Raw genomic sequence first — 17,479 nt, 5'->3', positions numbered from 1 at the left:
CAAACCCGCGTCACGCCTTCACGCGCTCGGATTTCGGGTCATACATCGGCTTCAACGACGCCTCTGCCAGCACCCGTGTGCCAGCCACGTCAATCTCGAAGGTGGAGCCCAAAACCTCCGCCGCCGTCTCGCCCTTGCAGGGCACATAGCCCAGGCCCATCGCAGCCCCCAGATGGTGTCCATACGCACCTGAACTGAGATACCCCACGATATCACCGTTCCGCACAATCGGCTCATTGTGATACAGCAGCGGCTCGGGATCGGTCAGCTTGAATTGCAGCAGCCGGTTCTCCAGCCCTTCGTCCCGCTTGCGCAGCACCGCATCGCGCCCGATGAAGGACGGCTTGTCCTTTTTCACGGCAAAGCCCAAACCCGCTTCCAGCACATGATCTTCGCAGGTGATGTCATGGCCAAAATGGCGGAAGCCCTTTTCGATGCGACACGTGTCCATCATGTGCATCCCACACAGCGACATACCCAGATCCTGCCCCGCCTCATACAGCGTTTCAAACACGTGACCGGCCATGTCGGAGGAGACGTAAACCTCCCATCCAAGCTCACCCACGTAAGTCACCCGGTGCACCCGGGCGAGGCCCATGCCGATCTCGATCTCTTGCGCCGTACCAAACGGATTGACCTCGTTCGAGAAGTCGGCGGGGCTGACCATTTGCAAGAGTTTACGGGCATTTGGCCCCATCACGGCCAGCACGCCTTCGCCTGCTGTGACGTCCGTGATGACGACGTTGAAGTCACCCACGTGGCGCTGCATCCAGGTCTGGTCAGCAAGTCGCGTCGCTGCCGGGGTCACGACCAGATAGGCCGTTTCTGACAGGCGTGTGACGGTCACGTCCGCCTCGATCCCGCCAGTGTTGTTCAGGAACTGGGTATAGACGATCTTGCCCACCGGCACCGTATAGTTGCCGCCGCCTACGTAGTTCATGAACGCCTCGGCGTCGCGCCCTTCCACCCGGATCTTGCCGAAGGAGGACATGTCGTACATGCCCACATTCTCGCGGATCGCCTTGTGTTCGTCGGCGACGTTGCCAAAGAAATTCTGGCGCCTCCACGAGTATTCGTAAGCCGGTTGCTGACCGTTGCGGGCGATCCAGTTGGCGCGCTCCCATCCCGCGAACTCACCCATCACGGCGCCCTGCTGGATCAGATGGCTGTGAAACGGACTGCGGCGCACCCCGCGCGCGGTCGCCTTTTGCCGGAAGGGGAAGTGGTCGGCATAAAGCAGGCCCAGCGTCTCGGTCGAGCGTTCAGCGAGGTAGGTCTTGTTGCCCTGGAACGGCTGCATCCGGCTGATATCAACGTCGCCGAGGTCAAAGGGTTTGTCTCCATCCTGCATCCACTGCGCCAGCGCCATGCCCGCGCCACCCGCCGACTGGATACCGATGGAGTTGAAGCCACAGGCGACCCAGACATTGTCCATCTCGGGCGCGAGGCCAAGGTGGTAGGCGTCGTCGGGCGTAAAACTCTCCGGCCCGTTGAAGAAGGTGTGGATGCCCGCCTCCGCCAGCATGGGCATCCGGTTCACCGCCGCTTCGAGGATCGGCTCGAAATGATCAAAGTCCTCGGGCAGTTGGTCGAATTCAAAGTCGCGCGGAATGCCGTCCACGGCCCAGGGCTTCGCGTTTGGCTCAAACGCGCCCAGCAGCATTTTCCCTGCGTCTTCCTTGTAATACGCGCACTCGTCCGGCACGCGCAGCACGGGCAGTTGCGTCAGGCCCTGAATGGCCTCGGTCACGATGTAGAAGTGCTCGCAAGCCTGCAGCGGCACGTTCACGCCCGTCATCTTGCCCACTTCGCGGCCCCACATGCCCGCGCAGTTCACGATCATGTCGCAGGCGATATGGCCGTTGGTGCCATCCTCGCCCTGCCAATCCACGCCCGTGACCTTGCGACCCTCGCGCGCGATGTGGGTCACGGCCACCCGCTCTTGCACCTTGGCCCCACGCTGACGCGCGCCTTTGGCCAGCGCAAGCGCGATGTTGGCCGGGTCGCCCTGACCGTCGAGGGGCAAATAGACACCACCCGTCACGTCGTCGATGTTCAGATGGTCGTAGCGGGCCTTGACCTCTGTTGGCGAAATCTCCTCGACCTCCACACCAAAGGCGCGGGCCATGCCCGCCTGGCGGCGCAGCTCTTCCAGCCGCTCTTCGGTCAGGGCGGCGGTGATCGACCCCACGCGTTTGAAGCCGGTCGCAACCCCGGTTTCCGCTTCCAGATCGCCGTACAGCTCCTGCGAATAACGCGCCAGCTTGGTCATGTTGGCCGTTGCCCGCAACTGCGCGATCAGGCCCGCCGCATGCCAGGTGGTGCCGGATGTCAGTTGCTTGCGTTCCAGCAGAACAACATCTGTCCACCCCAGCTTGGTCAGGTGGTAGGCAACAGAACATCCAATGACACCGCCGCCAATGATGACGACGCGGGCGTGGGAGGGAAGGTCAGGCATGGCGTATCCTCAGATGATGGTGTGGCCCGCAGCGCGCAGGCGGCGGGCGATTTCGGCAATATGGGCGGGGCTGACTTCGCAACAGCCGCCGACGATGGTGGCGCCGGAGGCGACCCATTGCATGACGTGGTCGGCGTAAAGTTCGGGCGTAAAGTCGCGGCGCAGGGTCAGGCTATCGACGGTTGGTTTGTCCTCGAGGAACCCTTCGGCGATCTGTTCGAACCCGTTGGCATAGGCGCCAATGGGCAGGGTCGTGCCCTTGAGCGCCGCGAGGGCGGGCGGGATGGCCTCGGGCGTCGAGCAGTTGATCAGGATGGCGGCGGCACCGCCGTCCTCGGCGACAGGCACAACATCAGCGACCGGTTCACCCGAGCGCAGGCGCGACCCATCGCGGTCATCGACCGTGAGCGCCAGCCAGACGGGCAAGCCCAGCGGCACACTGGCGGCAAGGATGTCGCGCGCATGGGCGACTGACGCAACCGTTTCGCAGATCAGCAGATCACAGCCAGGCGCCAGCAATTCGGCCACCTCCGCAAAAAGCGGGACAGCCTCGTCGGCGGGGGGATGCAGATCCGGCCGGTAGCTCGCCCGCAACGGGCCAATGGCACCGGCAATACGGCCGGCGCCATGTTCGCGCCGCGCCGTCCGCGCCTCGTAAAGCGCGCTTTGGTGCAGGGCCGTAAACGCGCCCTCAACCGGGGTATCCGTCAGACGGTCGTGGTGGATGGCATAGCTGTTGGTCGTGGCAATCGTGGCCCCGGCAGCAAAGAAATCCCTGTGCACGGCCGTGACCATGCCGGGATGATCCAGCATGATCTGTGTGGACCATAGCGGCGTGGGCTTGTCCCCGGCGCGGTGCACCAGTTCCTGGCCCATGCCACCGTCAAGAAGTGTGATCTCTGCCATTGTTCTTTCTCGCAGGGCGCCGGAAACCGATACAGTTTCCGGTCCGTTTTCTGGCTCAGAAAACGGCTACGCGCGCAGCCGTTCGTTCTCCGGGTCCCACAGGGGCTGATCAGGTTGCACAGTGGCCGGATAGCGCTTGCCAAACATCTCGACCTCAAGCGTCGTGCCTGGCGAAGACAGATCCGTCCGCACAACACCCAACGCGACAGAGGCATTGATACGATGTCCCCACGCGCCCGAGGTCGTCTCGCCCACGACATCATCACCGCTCCAGATCGTGGACATGTAAGGCGCGTCCTGATCGCCCGCGTCCACCAGCATGGTGACAAACCGCTTCTTCGATCCCTGCTGCTTTTCGTTCTGCAACGCGGCCTTGCCGGGGAAGTCCTGCGGCTTGTCCAGCTTGACGAAACGGTCCAGCCCGCCTTCGAACATGGTGTAGTCGGTCGACAGATCACCCTTCCATGTGCGGTAGCCTTTTTCGACCCGCATGGAGTTCAACGCGTACATGCCGAACGGGGTCGCGCCTGCATCGCGGATCGCCTCATAGACCTTGGCCGCCTGATCGGTCGGTGCGTGCACCTCCCACCCCAGTTCGCCCACAAAGGACACGCGCGCCATGGTCACCGGCACACCTGCCAAAGTCGCCGATTGGTGAGTCAGCCAGCCAAGCGTCAGATCGGCATCCGAGATACCCGCGAACAGGTCGCGCGATTTTGGCCCGGTTACCAGCATGGTCGTGACGTCCTTGGACAGGTCCTTGATCTCAATGCCTTCGGGCGCGCGAGACACCAGCAACTCAAAGTCGTGCCATTGCGCCACGGCGGCGGTCATGATGGTGAAGTCGTCCTCTGCGTGTCGGATCACCGACACTTCGGTCAGGATACGGCCCCGGCTGTCGGCGAAGTAAGACAGGTTCATCCGGGCCGCCTTGGGCAGCGCGCCGGTGATCTGGGTGCGCAGGAATTCGGCGGCACCTTGGCCCGCGAGCGAATAGCGCGAGAAGCCACACATATCTATGACGCCGACGCCATCGCGCACCTCTTCGACCTCTTCCTTGATCCGCTGTTCCCATGGACCTTCACGGTCCCAGGTCTGCGTGGCTTCCTCTGAGGTGTCATCACCATCCTTGGCAAACCAGTTCGCCCGCTCCCAGCCGTTGTAAGCGCCCATCTGCGCGCCGTCGGCCAGCAAGCGGTCGTGGTTGGGCGATAGCTTCTTGTCGCGTCCGGCGGGCCATTCGTGGTGCGGGAAGTGCATCGCGTATTCGTGGCCGTATGTTTCCAGCGCTTTCGACAGGCAATAGTTGTGATCGGCATAGTCGGTGTAGCGGCGTGGATCGACGGCCCACATGTCCCACTCGGTCTCGCCATGCATGATCCATTCGGACAGCACCTTGCCCGCGCCACCGCCCTGGGCAATGCCGAAGGTAAAGGAATGCGCCTCGAACGCGTTCTTGACGCCGGGCATGGGCCCGATCATCGGCAACCCATCGGGGGCGTATGGGATGGGACCGTTGATGTTGCGGCCCACACCTGCGGTCCCGAGGGCCGGGACACGCTCCATCGCGTCTTCGATATAGAACTCAAGCCGCTCCAGATCGTCGGGATAAAGCTGGAAGCTGAAATCGTCGGGCATCGGATCATCGGGCGTCACCCAGTGTGCCTTGCAATTCCGCTCGTACGGCCCAAGGTTCAGACCATTCTTGTCCTGCCGCAGGTAATAGCTGATGTCCACGTCGCGGATCATGGGCATCTTGTGGCCCTTCTCCTTGGTCCACTCCGCCAGTTCAGGGATCTCATCGGTCAGGAAGTATTGGTGCGACATGACCACCATGGGCACCGTACGGCCACCGAAGGGCTTGAACATCTCGCCCACGCGCTGCGCATAGTAGCCAGCACAGTTGGCGACGTATTCGGCGCGGATGTCACCCTTTTCCGTCTTCACGATCCACTCGTCGCCATCGCGGTCAATGCCAATGACCGGGCAAAACCGTTCGATCCGGCCCCCAGCGTCCCGCGCGCCCTTCGCCATGGCCTGGGTCAGCTGTGCCGGGTCGATGTCGCCATCCAGCGGATCCCACAGGCCGCCCGCCAGATCGTGGGTCTCCATGAAGGGGTTGAATTCCTTCAACTCATCCGGCGTGCACATCTGCATCTCAAGGCCCTGATACCGACCCATGCCGGCGACGCGTTCAAACTCCTGCATCCGCTCCTTCGAATGCGCAAGGCGCAAGGCACCCGTCACGTGGTAGTTCATCGGGTAGTCAACGTCGTCGGCCAGCGTCCGGTACATCTCGAGCCCGTAGCGCTGCATGTTCATCACGGCCCAGGAGGACGAGAAGTTCGGGCAGTTGCCCGCCGCATGCCAGGTCGAGCCTGCCGTCAGCTCGTTCTTTTCCAAGAGCACGCAGTCTTTCCACCCCGCCTTGGCCAGATGGTACAGGGCCGAGGTGCCGACCGCTCCGCCGCCGATGATGACCACGCGGGCCGTTGTTGGAAAATCGCTCATGGTCAGGTCTCCCTTTGCGGAACGTTGTCCGCGATGTCGTAATAATCGCCCTTGTCGGCGGTGAATATGTGGGCGCGCAAGTGCAGTCCCGAAGGGCCGTCAATCGACCCCATGGAGAAGCTCATCCAGTCCTCGGAATGATCCTTCCAGAACAGGAAGGACCCGCAGATCGGGCAGAAACCGCGCTTGGCTGTGTCGCTGGCGGCAAACCAGCGGACCGCGCCCTCGATCGTGATGGTGTCTTCGGGGGCATAGGAAGACGCCCATGTGTGCCCCGATTGCTTGCGGCATTGGTTGCAGTGGCAGTTGGCCGGTTGTCCGATCTCGCCCGAAACCGTGTAGCGGACGGCACCGCATAAACAGCTTCCCTGCATCTCAGGCCCTCCCCGGTGTCGACGTCGCGCCCAGAAGCACACCGTAGATCACAAAGCAAACCGACATGGTCCGCCGGACCCAAACGTTGAACACGGCGCCGAGGGCCGCACGCCCAATCCCGGCCCCCAAAGCGGTGTAGCCGGAGTAGCTGAGCGCGGTGATCGTCAGGGCCGTTGGCATGATCAGCCACATTTGATCCCAAACCGGCACATCAGGCTGCACGAATTGCGAAAAAGCGGCCAGGTATCCTGCTACGCTTTTGGGATTGATCGTCGCGATGGCCAAGGCGCGCAGGTAGATGGATTGCCCTGTCTGCGCAGACACACGCGGCGGTGTGCGCGCCATCAGCCAACCCCGCACACCAAGGTAAATCAGAAACCCCGCGCCGGTCAGCTTGGCGGCAAAGAACAAGGTGGGCGATGCCGCGATCAGTGCGGTAACCCCCGCCGCCGACAGGATCAGGAACAGCGTGGCTTGGGTCAGAATGGCCAGAATACCCGGCACGGACCGGCGAAAGCCCAGCGTCATGCCGTTGGTGATGCAGTTGACGGCGTTGGGGCCGGGGGTGGTGACAAACACCACCCAGAACAGAGCGAATATGATCCACCCCTCGACCGACATCAGTACACCGGCGGCGCGATGACCCAGATCGCAACCGCGGGGGCATCATGTGGGTTTTTCCAGCGAAACGGCTCGCCACGGATGCGGAAACTATCGCCCGGTGCGATGGCGAATGTCTGGCCCGCAATCTCAAGCTCGAGGCGCCCAGAGATCAGGTATCCGACCTCCTGCGTCGGCCGGGTGACGGCGTCGGCGATCTCGCTGTGGGGTTCGAACGTGGAGTGCACCATCTCGAAATCGTCGGTGAGGTCCGGGGACAGCAACTCTTCGACCAGCCCAGCCGTGCGGGAGCCGATGGGGCGGCGCGCGCCACTGCGCACAACGTATCCTTCCTCACGCGCAGGGGCAGCACCTCGGCGAAACAGTGTTGAGACGGCAATATCGAGTTTGGCGGCGATGTGGCGCAGATCGGTGATCGACGGCTCGGACAGGTCGCGCTCCACCTGGCTGATCCAGCCGACGGACCGGCCAAGCGCGTTCGCCATATCCTGCAGCGTCAGACCGCGCGCTTTGCGCAATGCGCGCAAGTCGGCGCCAAGACTGTGGGCAATGTTCGGATCAGATTGCAGCATACGCGTGAAATTCCCTTTCCGAATTTCACGTAAGGGCAAGCGAAATGAAAAATCAAGCTAGATTTTCACGGGCGCATGAAAACGTCCCTGAGAATCGCGCTCAACGCATCTGCGTCGCCCTGAGAAAAGGCATCCGGCTGATCGCTGTCGATGTCGAACACTGCGATCAGATCGCCCGCTGCGTTCTTGACGGGCAGCACCAGTTCGGACCGGGTGGAACTTGCACAGGCGATGTGGCCGGGAAAGGCATCGACATCCGCCACAAGCTGGACCTGACCCGTGCGCGCCGCCGCGCCACAGACGCCACGAGCGAAGGGAATCTGCAAGCACCCATGCCCACCCTGATAGGGCCCGATCTTGAGCATCTCGGGCCCGGTCACCCGGTAAAAGCCGGTCCAGTCAAAGCGGTCATCGCTATGGTGCACCTCGCAGGTGACGGTCGCCATCAGGGCGACGGTGTCATCTTCGCCTTCGGTCAGGCTTTGGATCGTTTTGGCAAGCGTGGCGTAGTCCGGCACCGGTCGTCCCTTTGTCATGCGTCAGGACTGGGGCGCTGCCCCAGACCCCGTGGTATTTTTGGTCAGAAGAAACCCTAGGGCCGCTCAATCGCGATCGCGGTTCCTTCACCCCCGCCGATGCAGATGGCGGCGATGCCCCGTTTGAGGTTCCGCTTTTCAAGCGCGTTCAGCAAGGTGACCATGATGCGTGCGCCCGATGCGCCGATGGGGTGGCCAAGCGCACAAGCGCCGCCGTTGACGTTCACGACATCATGGCTCAGCCCCATTTCGCGCATGAAGGCCAACGGGACAACAGCGAAGGCTTCGTTGACTTCCCACAGGTCCACGTCGTCTTTGGTCCAGCCGATGCGGTCCATCAGCTTCTGCGCTGCAGGCACGGGGGCTGTGGTGAACAGGCCCGGTGCCTGAGCATGGCTGGCGTGACCCAAGATGCGGGCGCGAACGGTCAGACCCTGCGCTTCAGCCGCATCTTCAGACGCCACAACCAACGCTGCCGCCCCATCCGAGATCGAAGAGGAGTTCGCCGCCGTTACGGTGCCACCATCGCGAAAGGCGGGTTTGAGGTGCGGGATCTTGTCAGGGCGCGCCGTGCCGGGTTGTTCATCGGCGTCCACAACGATGCTGCCCTTGCGGGTCTTGACCTCAACCGCCGCCACCTCTCCATCAAATGCGCCGCTTTCAATTGCCGACTGCGCCCGGCTGAGCGACGTCAGCGCAAATTCATCCTGCACATCGCGGGTGAACTGGTAAGTCTCCGCGCAGTCTTCGGCGAAGGTGCCCATCAGACGCCCCTTGTCGTAGGCGTCCTCGAGCCCGTCCAGGAACATGTGATCAACCACCTGACCGTGGCCCAAACGCGCTCCACCGCGCATCTTGGGCAGCATGTAAGGGGCATTGGTCATACTCTCCATCCCGCCGGCGATCATGGTCTCTGCGTGGCCCAGCGCGATCTGGTCGAAGGCCATCATCGCCGCCTTCATCCCCGATCCGCACATCTTGTTGAGCGTCGTGGCAGGGACATCCTCGCCCAGACCTGCGGCAAACCCGGCCTGACGCGCAGGGGCCTGGCCCTGACCGGCGGGCAGGACGCAGCCCATCAGCACCTCGTCCACGGTGGACGCACCTGCGCCGTCAAGCGCCGCCTTGATCGCGATCCCGCCCAGCGCAGATGCCGACATGTCGGACAGCGCCCCCTGAAATCCGCCCATGGGGGTGCGCGCGGCCCCGGCGATCACGACTGGTTTCATGGCTCTGTCTCTCCGCTCAGATGGTGGCAACCGAATAGTAAGGATTGGCACCTAGACAGACAATGTAACCAGAGAATTGCAAGAGGGCGCGCATGGATCTTCGCAGCCGATCAGAGGACAGCCTGCAAGTGGTGTCAGTACATGACAGCCGCATCGACGCAGCCGTCGCCATTGAGTTCAAAGAGGCGATGCGCAGCGCCACGGACAACGAGAATGATACTGTCGTGCTCGATCTGAGCGAAGTGCAGTTCATCGACTCCAGTGGCCTTGGGGCCATCGTCGCCGCCATGAAACAAATGGGGCAATCGCGCAAGCTGGCGCTGGCCGGGCTGACGCCGACGGTGGAAAAGGTGTTCCGCCTGACCCGCATGGACAGCGTGTTTCCGGTGTTCTCGACGCTCGACGGCGCGCTCACCGAGTTGAAGCACTGATTGTGTCGCTCCAGATGAAGGCGCTTTCGATGACCCAAACGACCTTTCTGCCAGCCTTTCACATCTCTGTCGTCAGTGGGCAGCTTGCCGTTCGGCAGGCGTTGGCGCAACTCCTTGACGGGCTGAAACCCCTCGCGCTGGACGTGGAAGAGGCGGGGACGGTCGAACTGGTGATGGCCGAGGCGCTGAACAACATCGTAGAGCACGCATATCCCGAAACCGATGCGGACGGCCCCATCAGCATCACCTGCGCACATCAAAAGGACGGTCTGCATCTGACAGTAGTCGATTCGGGCCGCGCCATGCCAGACGGCCAAACGCCCGTTGGCACAGCAGCCGACATCGACGTCGATCTCTGTGACATGCCCGAGGGCGGCTTTGGTTGGTTCCTGATCAAGGATCTGGCCAAGGACGTCACCTACAAGCGTCACAACGCGCAAAACCAGCTGCGCCTGCGTCTTGCCGTAGCCTTGGCCTAGCACGCGCATGTCCACGCAGCCCTGAATTCCGCAAAAGAGACGCCGATCCACCACAATCCTGCCCGAATCCGACGGCATATATTGACCTGTAGCTGCACTAGCTTCCCTCGGTGCTGCGTGTAATTGCCCCCACCCAGTGCGCGGCACCGAGGAACTTCTTCCCCCAAATTCAAGTAGACACCGCTCCTGCGCACTTTACCTTGCGCCGAACGAATTGATCTTGGGGACCCATCATGCGTGACTTTCACCTGCCTGGCCGCTCACCGGTCCTTGCAACATCAGGCATGTGTGCGACGTCGCATCCCCTGGCGGCTCAAGCGGCGATCGACATCCTGAAATCAGGTGGCAACGCCATGGACGCGGCCATTGCAGGCGCGGTTCTGCTGGGAATTTGCGAACCTCAGATGACCGGCATCGGCGGGGATTGTTTTGTGCTTTGGTCGGCACCCGATGGCAGCATCCACGGCCTCAACGGATCCGGCCGCGCCCCAACCGCTCTGGACGCCGCCGATTTGCGCGCCGCAGGCGAAGCAACAGTTCCCACGCACAGCGCCCATGCCATCACAATCCCCGGCGCCATTGACGCGTTTTGCACACTCGCAGATCGTGTCGGGCACCTTGGCATCGACCGCCTGCTTGTCCCCGCGATCCACTATGCAGAGGCGGGAGTGCCCGTCGCCCCGCGCGTCGCCTTTGACTGGGCCAGCGACCAGACTGTCCTGCAAGGGGCGGCGCGCAACGCATTCCTGATCAACGGCACGGCGCCAGGCAAAGGCCAGATCTTTGCCGCACCCGGCCAGGCGGAAGTGCTGCGGCGCATCGCCAAAAACGGGCGCGACGGCTTCTATACCGGCGAAGTGGCCGAGGATATGCTGGCCGCCTTGACCGCCGCCGGCGGAAAACACACCGCCGCAGACTTCGCAGCCACCGCCTGCACCGACACCACGCCGATCCGCAGCACCTACAACGGCATCGACCTGGTCGAACATCCGCCAAACGGGCACGGCGCCACCGCCAACCTGATGCTGAACATCCTCACGCATTTCGACATCGCGGCCATGGACCCATGGGGCACGGAACGCACGCATATCGAGGCCGAGGCGGCCAAGCTGGCCTATGACGCGCGCAACCGGTTTCTGGCCGACGCGGACTATACCACCCGGCTCGACCACATGATGGCGCCCGAAACAGCTGCACACCTCGCCGCCCTGATCGACCCGAAACGGGCGATGCCGAATGCAACGACGATCAGCGAACAGGTGCACAAGGATACGATCTACATCACAGTCGTGGACCGGGACGGCATGGCCGTTTCGCTGATCTATTCGATCTTTCACGGCTTCGGCTCGGGCATCGCCACGGACAAATTCGGCATCCTCTTCCAGAACCGCGGCGCGGGCTTCACACTGGAAGAAGGGCACCCCAATGAGCTCAAGGGCGGCAAGCGACCCATGCACACGATCATCCCCGGCATGTTGGCCAAAGAAAACAAAACGTTCATGCCTTTCGGCGTCATGGGCGGCGCCTACCAGCCCAACGGGCACGCGCGGTTCGTGTCAAACCTGACCGACTTCGCGCTTGATCCACAAAGCGCCATCGACGCGCCCCGGGCCTTCTCCGACGCGGGCAATATGAAGGTCGAGCGGGGTTACACCGACACCGTCCGGGCCGACCTGTCCGACATGGGGCACGCCGTCAGCATCCCCGATACGGCCATCGGCGGCGCTCAGGCGATCATGATCCGCGACGACGGCGTCCTGGAAGGGGCAAGTGATCCGCGCAAAGACGGGTGTGCGCTGGGATACTGACGGCAATCGTAACGCGGAGGTGTCCTCCGCCCCGCCGGTCAATTCAATTGAAAATGCAGGGGGTAAGCGCCGTCTTCGAATGGGCCAAAGAGATCAGGGATATCCGGGTGATCCACAGGCTGGCCGGAATAATCCGCCACCAGGTTCTGCTCGGACACATAAGCCACGTAATAGCTTTGATCGTTTTCTGCGAGCAGATGGTAGAACGGCTGCGCCTTTTTTGGGCGGCTGTCCTCGGGAATGGCTTCGTACCACTCTTCCGTATTGGAAAACTCGGGATCGACATCAAAAATCACACCGCGAAACGGATGCTTCTTGTGACGGACGACCTGGCCCAGATGATATTTAGCGCGTGTTCTCAGCATAGCGTTGCGCCCCCTAACGCCCGTGACTACACGGTGCAAGGGATATTTGTCCAATAATTGAGCACGAATTCGCTGGAAACAGTTTGTGAACCTTACCGTAACAGTTCTTCAGATCGTTGCCCCCGTGTTCCTGCTGGCCGGGATCGGCTTTGCCTGGGTTAAGGCCGGGCTGGAATATCGCATTCAGTTCGTCACGCAGCTGGCCATGACCCTGTCGCTGCCTTGCCTGATCTTCGTCTCGCTCATGCAGACAGATATCGACCCCGGCGCGTTGGCCGCGCTCTCCATGGCGTCCGTGGTGGCATATGGGGCGGTCACGCTGGTGATACTCGCATTGGTCCGCCTGATGCGGCTCGACACGTCCACCTATGCGGCGCCGCTGATCTTTGGCAACACAGGCAACCTCGGGCTGCCGCTGGCGCTCTTTGCGTTCGGGGACATCGGGCTCAGCTATGCGATCATCGTCTTCGCGATCATGGCGCTCTGGTCCTACACCTTCGGCATTTGGCTGGTTGCGGGGGCCGGGTCGTTCGGCAAGGTTTTGCGCGAACCGCTGGTCTGGGGCACCGTTCTTGGCGCGCTGTTTTTGTGGCAAGGTTGGGAAACCCCCACCTTTCTGACCAATGCACTGGACCTTGTCGGCCAGATGGCGATCCCGATGATGCTGATCACCTTGGGCGTCGCCGTGGCCCGCCTGTCGGCCAAGGGGCTCATGCAGGCCGCCGCCCTTTCGGCTGTAAAACTTGGGCTTTGCACCAGTATCGCCTGGGGTGTCGGCCAGTATTTCACGCTCGATCCAACGGCGTTCGGCGTTCTGGTCTTGCAGGTGGCGACCCCGGTCGCCGTCACCTCGTACCTGCTGGCAGAGAAATACGGGGCACGGTCCGACAAGGTGGCAGGCCTCGTCGTTGCATCCACCCTGATGTCTGTCGCCGCCCTGCCACTGATCCTCGCCCTCGTTCTGTGACAAAACGTGATTTCCACAGGCTGCAAAATGGGGTAAACTTACAAAAAACATAAAAAGCGAGTGAGGCAGATGAGCAGACTCTTTCGCGCTTTGGCATTGGTTCTTTTGGCTGCCAGCTGTGGTGGCGGGTCGGGCACGGCCCCCAACCGGCTGGACAACGCCTGTTCCATTGTCAGTGAGCGCCCAGAATACCTTCGCGCCTTCCGGGCGGTTGAACGCAAATACGGCGTGCCGGTGCACGTGCAGATGGCGACGATCTACCAGGAAAGCAAATTCATTTCCGACGCACGCCCCCCCTACCGGTACGCAGCCGGTGTGATCCCGACGGGTCGTATTTCCAGCGCCTTCGGCTACAGTCAGGCTTTGGACGGCACGTGGGATGAGTATCTGGACCAGACCGGAAAACGTCGTGCGCGCAGGGACAGCATCCGCGACGCCACAGACTTCATGGGCTGGTACATGGCCGAAACCAACCGCCGCCTCGGCATCCCGCTAAGCGACACGCGCAACCAGTACCTTGCCTATCACGAGGGGCGGACGGGCTATACACGCGGCTCCTACCGAAACAAGGCGTGGCTGATGCGGGTCGCGGGCGAGGTTGATCAGCGGTCCACGATGTACGCGGCCCAACTGCGGTCCTGCTAGGCTCTAGTCAGCGGTGCGCCGCGGTGCATCGAACAGGCGGTTGGAAATCGAACCGCCTGTTTGCAACTCACCCAACACCACGGTGGTCTGACCGCCTCCGCTGTCATTCACGACCCACTGACGCAACTGCACCGGGTTGCCTGTAAACTTCATCTGGATGTTGCCGTATTCCGGATGCTCGGGGTCCTGCGCCGTCACAATCGTGGCTGTGCCGTCAAAGTCATGCCCCACGACCATATTGGCCTGAGACAGGTTCACGTTCCGCGCCAGGATCAGCGACAGCGGCGTCCGGCGCAGCGGATAGGTCTCGGGCGGTTGGTTGGACTTGGAATCCACGATGTAAACGGCGTTGGCGCTCGCCACCAGCAGCGACTCATTCGGCGCATTGTACTCGAACCGCATCTTGCCCGGCCGCTTGATATAGATGTTGCCGGTGTCCACCGTCCCGTCATCATTGATCTGCGTGAACGTGCCCTGCGCCGTGCGCAAATCGTTCAAATAGCTGGAAATCGCATTCAGGGGCAGCTTGTCCGCCCAGGCCGCCTGCGCCGCCACAATCGCCACGGCCACAGCCGCCATCCGGGTCCAAAGGGTCATACCGCTCACCTTCCATTGTCTGGTCTTGGCCCATGTATATAGGCCGCGACCACGTGTTATGCGATATCAACCGTCAGCAGGAACGGGCAGTTCCCGCCGATCACTGCTCCGGCACCAGAATCTCACGCTTGCCCACATGGTTGGCCGACGACACGACGCCCTCGTCCTCCATCTGCTCAACCAGCCGCGCGGCCTTGTTGTAGCCGATGGCCAGTTTCCGCTGGATATACGAGGTCGAACATTTGCGATCCTTGATCACAATGGCCACCGCCTGATCATAAAGCGCATCCTCGCCATCCGTGTTTCCACCCAGACCCAGAACAGCGTCAATGTTGCTTTCCTTGTCCTCATCCGGCCCATCGACCACACCCGACACATAGTCCGGCGCGCCAAAGGCCTTGAGGTGGTTCACGATCTCCTCGACTTCCTCATCGCTCACAAACGGCCCATGACAGCGGGTAATCTTCGCCCCACCCGCCATGTACAGCATGTCCCCCATGCCCAAGAGCTGCTCGGCCCCCATCTCGCCCAGAATGGTGCGCGAGTCGATTTTCGAGGTCACTTGGAAGGAAATCCGCGTCGGGAAGTTTGCCTTGATCGTGCCGGTGATGACATCGACCGAAGGCCGTTGCGTCGCCATGATCAGGTGGATACCGCTCGCCCGCGCCATCTGCGCCAGCCGCTGAATGCACGCCTCGATCTCCTTGCCCGCGACCATCATCAGGTCGGCCATCTCGTCCACGATGACCACGATGTAGGGCATCGCCTCGGGCGCAAACTCCTCGGTCTCGAACACGGGCTCACCCGTCTCGTCATCAAATCCGGTCTGCACGGTGCGGCTGAACATCTCGTCCTTCGCCAGCGCCTCCCGCACCCGGCCATTGTAGCCGTCGATGTTGCGCACGCCCATCTTGGACATCTTGCGATAGCGTTCTTCCATCTCGCCCACGACCCATTTCAGGGCGACAACCGCCTTCTTCGGATCGGTCACAACGGGCGACAACAGATGCGGAATGCCGTCATAGACGCTCAGTTCCAGCATCTTTGGGTCGATCATGATCAACCGGCATTCCTCGGGCGTCAGCTTGTACAACAGCGACAGGATCATCGTGTTGATCGCCACGGACTTACCGGAACCGGTTGTCCCCGCAATCAGCAGGTGAGGCATCTTGGCCAGGTTGGCCACAACCGGATCACCACCAATGTTCTTGCCCAACGCCAGCGGCAGCTTCTGGTTGCCGTCACCAAATTCCCGGCTCGCCAAAATCTCGCGCAGCACGACCTTTTCCCGGTTCTCGTTCGGCAATTCGATGCCAATCACGGACCGACCGGGCACGGTGGACACACGTGCCGACAGGGCGGCCATCGACCGGGCAATATCATCGGCCAGACCAATCACGCGGCTCGCTTTCAAACCCGGCGCTGGCTCCAATTCATACATGGTGACCACGGGGCCGGGGCGCACCGACACGATCTCGCCCTTCACACCGTAATCATCCAGCACGTTTTCCAGCATCCGCGCATTTTCCTCCAACGCCTCATCACTCAGATGATGGCGCTGCACGGCCGTCGGGCTTTCCAGCAAGTTCAGGGGCGGCAGTTCGAAACCGGGATGCGTATCCTCGAACTTCAGCTTCGGCTGCGCCTCAAGCTGGGCGCGCGTGCTGGGCTGCACGACCTTGCGGGCGGGCTGTTGCACGATCTGGCGCGGCTCGGCCACGGGAATGGCAGGCGCCTCCGGAACGGGCTCGGACATCGGCACATCTAACTGCTCGGGCATCTCGTCCGGAACCGGCACATATGCGTCAACCGGCGCATGGGCCGCCGTCAAAGGCGGCTCAGACCGCACAACCGCAGGTGCTGTCAGCGGCGGCTCGGGCGGCAAGGCATGCTGCGGCGCAGTGTTCAACACCAGGGGATCTGGCCCGCGGCCCCGCCCCTTGGTCAACGGCGCCACGCTTTCGGCCTGCAGCGCAGGGTTCGACCGCACACGCGCCTTGATCACATCCGCGATCTTCGACTTGATCCGCGCATCGCCGGGCCCCTCGCCCACATCCACATCGCTATATGTCTCGATCAATTCCTGCTCCGGCATCTCATCCGGCACAGGGTCCGACCGCTTGATCAGCGTCGGCATCCGCGACAGCAGGCTTGGCCTCGCAGGCGCGTCATACTCTTCGTCATCGTCATAATCATATGCCTGCACATCCGGCACCGCCGCAGCATAGGCTTCGGCTTCCGCGGCCTCCGCCGCGCGTGCGGCACGACGCTCAGCCTGACGTTCCTGGATGCTGCGCGCCGCCTGAACGGCCCCGCCCGCGCTGCGGCCCAGAACGGTCATCAAAAGGGCATAGGCCATGACCAAACCGACCAGCATGAACCGCGCCAGCCGCGCGATCTCAAACCGGGTAAAGCCCAGAACAAAGGCACCGAACACCACGATGCCAATGCCCATCAGCAGCGACATCAGCTTGACGGCAAAGCTCGACGCAAGGGGCAGCACGGTCAGGATAAAGGCCATGACCGTGTCGCCAAACAGCCCCCCCAGACCAAAGCCATGCGTGGACAACCACAGATCACCCGGCTGCAAGGTCGCGGCATAGATCGACCCGAACGCAATCGCGATGGGGGCAAAGATCAAACGGCCCAGCGCCCGCTCGGTCCCGATATGCAGACCAAAGCGCACACCCCAGACCATCAAAACAATGGCGATCCCAAACACACCCCAACCACCGATCATGAACAGCGGTGCGGCAATGGAGGCACCGGTCCGGCCCAACCAGTTCTGCACCGGCGCATCGGTCGACGCCATCCAGTTCGGATCATCGGGGCTGTAGCTCAGCATCATGGCTGCCGCCATCAGGCCCGCGATCAGCAGGCCGATGCCCACCAACTCACGCCCGCGCTTTTCCAGCGCCACCTGCATCCCTTGATCGAAAAGCGGATCCCGCCGTGTCTGATATGCCATGCTCGCCTCGT

The 17,479-nt window shown here is 62.2% G+C and carries 16 protein-coding genes; 5 read left to right on the top strand and 11 right to left on the bottom strand.

The window, feature by feature from the left end; all coding sequences use genetic code 11:
- Nucleotides 1–10: 10 nt before the first annotated feature.
- From BWR18_RS17955 to BWR18_RS17920, 8 genes are all read right to left on the bottom strand, one after another.
- Nucleotides 11–2,458: a GcvT family protein gene (locus BWR18_RS17955; RefSeq protein WP_076629781.1), complete on the bottom strand. Its 2,448-nt coding sequence runs from the start codon at nt 2,456–2,458 to the stop codon at nt 11–13.
- A 9-nt stretch (nt 2,459–2,467) separates the two neighbouring features.
- Entirely contained in the window at nt 2,468–3,364 is an 897-nt protein-coding gene (locus BWR18_RS17950; protein WP_076629780.1) for a homocysteine S-methyltransferase family protein, read from the bottom strand.
- 66 nt (nt 3,365–3,430) lie between these two features.
- Nucleotides 3,431–5,875, bottom strand: a complete 2,445-nt coding sequence (locus BWR18_RS17945; RefSeq protein ID WP_076629779.1) for a GcvT family protein — start codon at nt 5,873–5,875, stop codon at nt 3,431–3,433.
- Nucleotides 5,876–5,877: 2 nt separating this feature from the next.
- On the bottom strand, nt 5,878–6,249 hold the full coding sequence (locus BWR18_RS17940; protein ID WP_076629778.1) for a GFA family protein: 372 nt from the start codon (nt 6,247–6,249) through the stop codon (nt 5,878–5,880).
- 1 nt (nt 6,250) lies between these two features.
- On the bottom strand, nt 6,251–6,871 hold the full coding sequence (locus BWR18_RS17935) for a LysE family translocator (protein ID WP_076629777.1): 621 nt from the start codon (nt 6,869–6,871) through the stop codon (nt 6,251–6,253).
- Nucleotides 6,871–7,443, bottom strand: coding sequence for a helix-turn-helix domain-containing protein (locus BWR18_RS17930; RefSeq protein ID WP_076629776.1), 573 nt, complete (start codon nt 7,441–7,443; stop codon nt 6,871–6,873). The genes BWR18_RS17935 and BWR18_RS17930 overlap by 1 nt, the downstream gene beginning before the upstream one ends.
- A 65-nt stretch (nt 7,444–7,508) precedes the next feature.
- Nucleotides 7,509–7,979, bottom strand: coding sequence for a GAF domain-containing protein (locus BWR18_RS17925; RefSeq protein ID WP_076629775.1), 471 nt, complete (start codon nt 7,977–7,979; stop codon nt 7,509–7,511).
- Between the two features lie 56 nt (nt 7,980–8,035).
- On the bottom strand, nt 8,036–9,208 hold the full coding sequence (locus tag BWR18_RS17920) for a thiolase family protein (protein WP_076629774.1): 1,173 nt from the start codon (nt 9,206–9,208) through the stop codon (nt 8,036–8,038).
- Nucleotides 9,209–9,300: 92 nt separating this feature from the next.
- On the opposite strand from BWR18_RS17920, the gene BWR18_RS17915 reads away from it, so the two are divergent.
- From BWR18_RS17915 to BWR18_RS17905, 3 genes are all read left to right on the top strand, one after another.
- Nucleotides 9,301–9,639, top strand: coding sequence for an STAS domain-containing protein (locus tag BWR18_RS17915; protein WP_076629773.1), 339 nt, complete (start codon nt 9,301–9,303; stop codon nt 9,637–9,639).
- A gap of 29 nt (nt 9,640–9,668) precedes the next feature.
- The gene (locus BWR18_RS17910) at nt 9,669–10,118 is read left to right on the top strand and encodes an ATP-binding protein (RefSeq protein ID WP_076630413.1); all 450 of its coding nucleotides are present in this window, start codon (nt 9,669–9,671) and stop codon (nt 10,116–10,118) included.
- A gap of 233 nt (nt 10,119–10,351) precedes the next feature.
- Complete coding sequence (locus tag BWR18_RS17905) at nt 10,352–11,926, top strand: gamma-glutamyltransferase family protein (RefSeq protein ID WP_076629772.1); 1,575 nt, start codon at nt 10,352–10,354, stop codon at nt 11,924–11,926.
- Between the two features lie 38 nt (nt 11,927–11,964).
- On the opposite strand, the gene hspQ is transcribed toward BWR18_RS17905, so the two are convergent.
- Complete coding sequence (gene hspQ, locus BWR18_RS17900; RefSeq protein WP_076629771.1) at nt 11,965–12,291, bottom strand: heat shock protein HspQ; 327 nt, start codon at nt 12,289–12,291, stop codon at nt 11,965–11,967.
- 85 nt (nt 12,292–12,376) lie between these two features.
- On the opposite strand from hspQ, the gene BWR18_RS17895 reads away from it, so the two are divergent.
- Nucleotides 12,377–13,258 carry an AEC family transporter gene (locus BWR18_RS17895; protein ID WP_076629770.1) on the top strand — a complete coding sequence of 294 codons (882 nt, stop codon included), beginning with the start codon at nt 12,377–12,379 and terminating at the stop codon, nt 13,256–13,258.
- Nucleotides 13,259–13,327: 69 nt separating this feature from the next.
- A complete protein-coding gene (locus BWR18_RS17890) occupies nt 13,328–13,903 on the top strand; it encodes a lytic transglycosylase (protein ID WP_076629769.1) in 576 nt (191 codons plus the stop codon).
- 3 nt (nt 13,904–13,906) lie between these two features.
- On the opposite strand, the gene BWR18_RS17885 is transcribed toward BWR18_RS17890, so the two are convergent.
- Nucleotides 13,907–14,500, bottom strand: a complete 594-nt coding sequence (locus BWR18_RS17885; protein ID WP_083957759.1) for a LolA family protein — start codon at nt 14,498–14,500, stop codon at nt 13,907–13,909.
- Between the two features lie 100 nt (nt 14,501–14,600).
- Entirely contained in the window at nt 14,601–17,468 is a 2,868-nt protein-coding gene (locus tag BWR18_RS17880) for a DNA translocase FtsK (RefSeq protein WP_076629767.1), read from the bottom strand.
- Nucleotides 17,469–17,479: the final 11 nt, after the last annotated feature.

Origin of the sequence: Tateyamaria omphalii (genome assembly GCF_001969365.1) — a bacterium.
Taxonomy (GTDB): domain Bacteria; phylum Pseudomonadota; class Alphaproteobacteria; order Rhodobacterales; family Rhodobacteraceae; genus Tateyamaria; species Tateyamaria omphalii_A.
The sequence above is the reverse complement of the archived record's forward strand: the minus strand, read 5'-3'. Positions and strand labels throughout refer to the sequence as shown.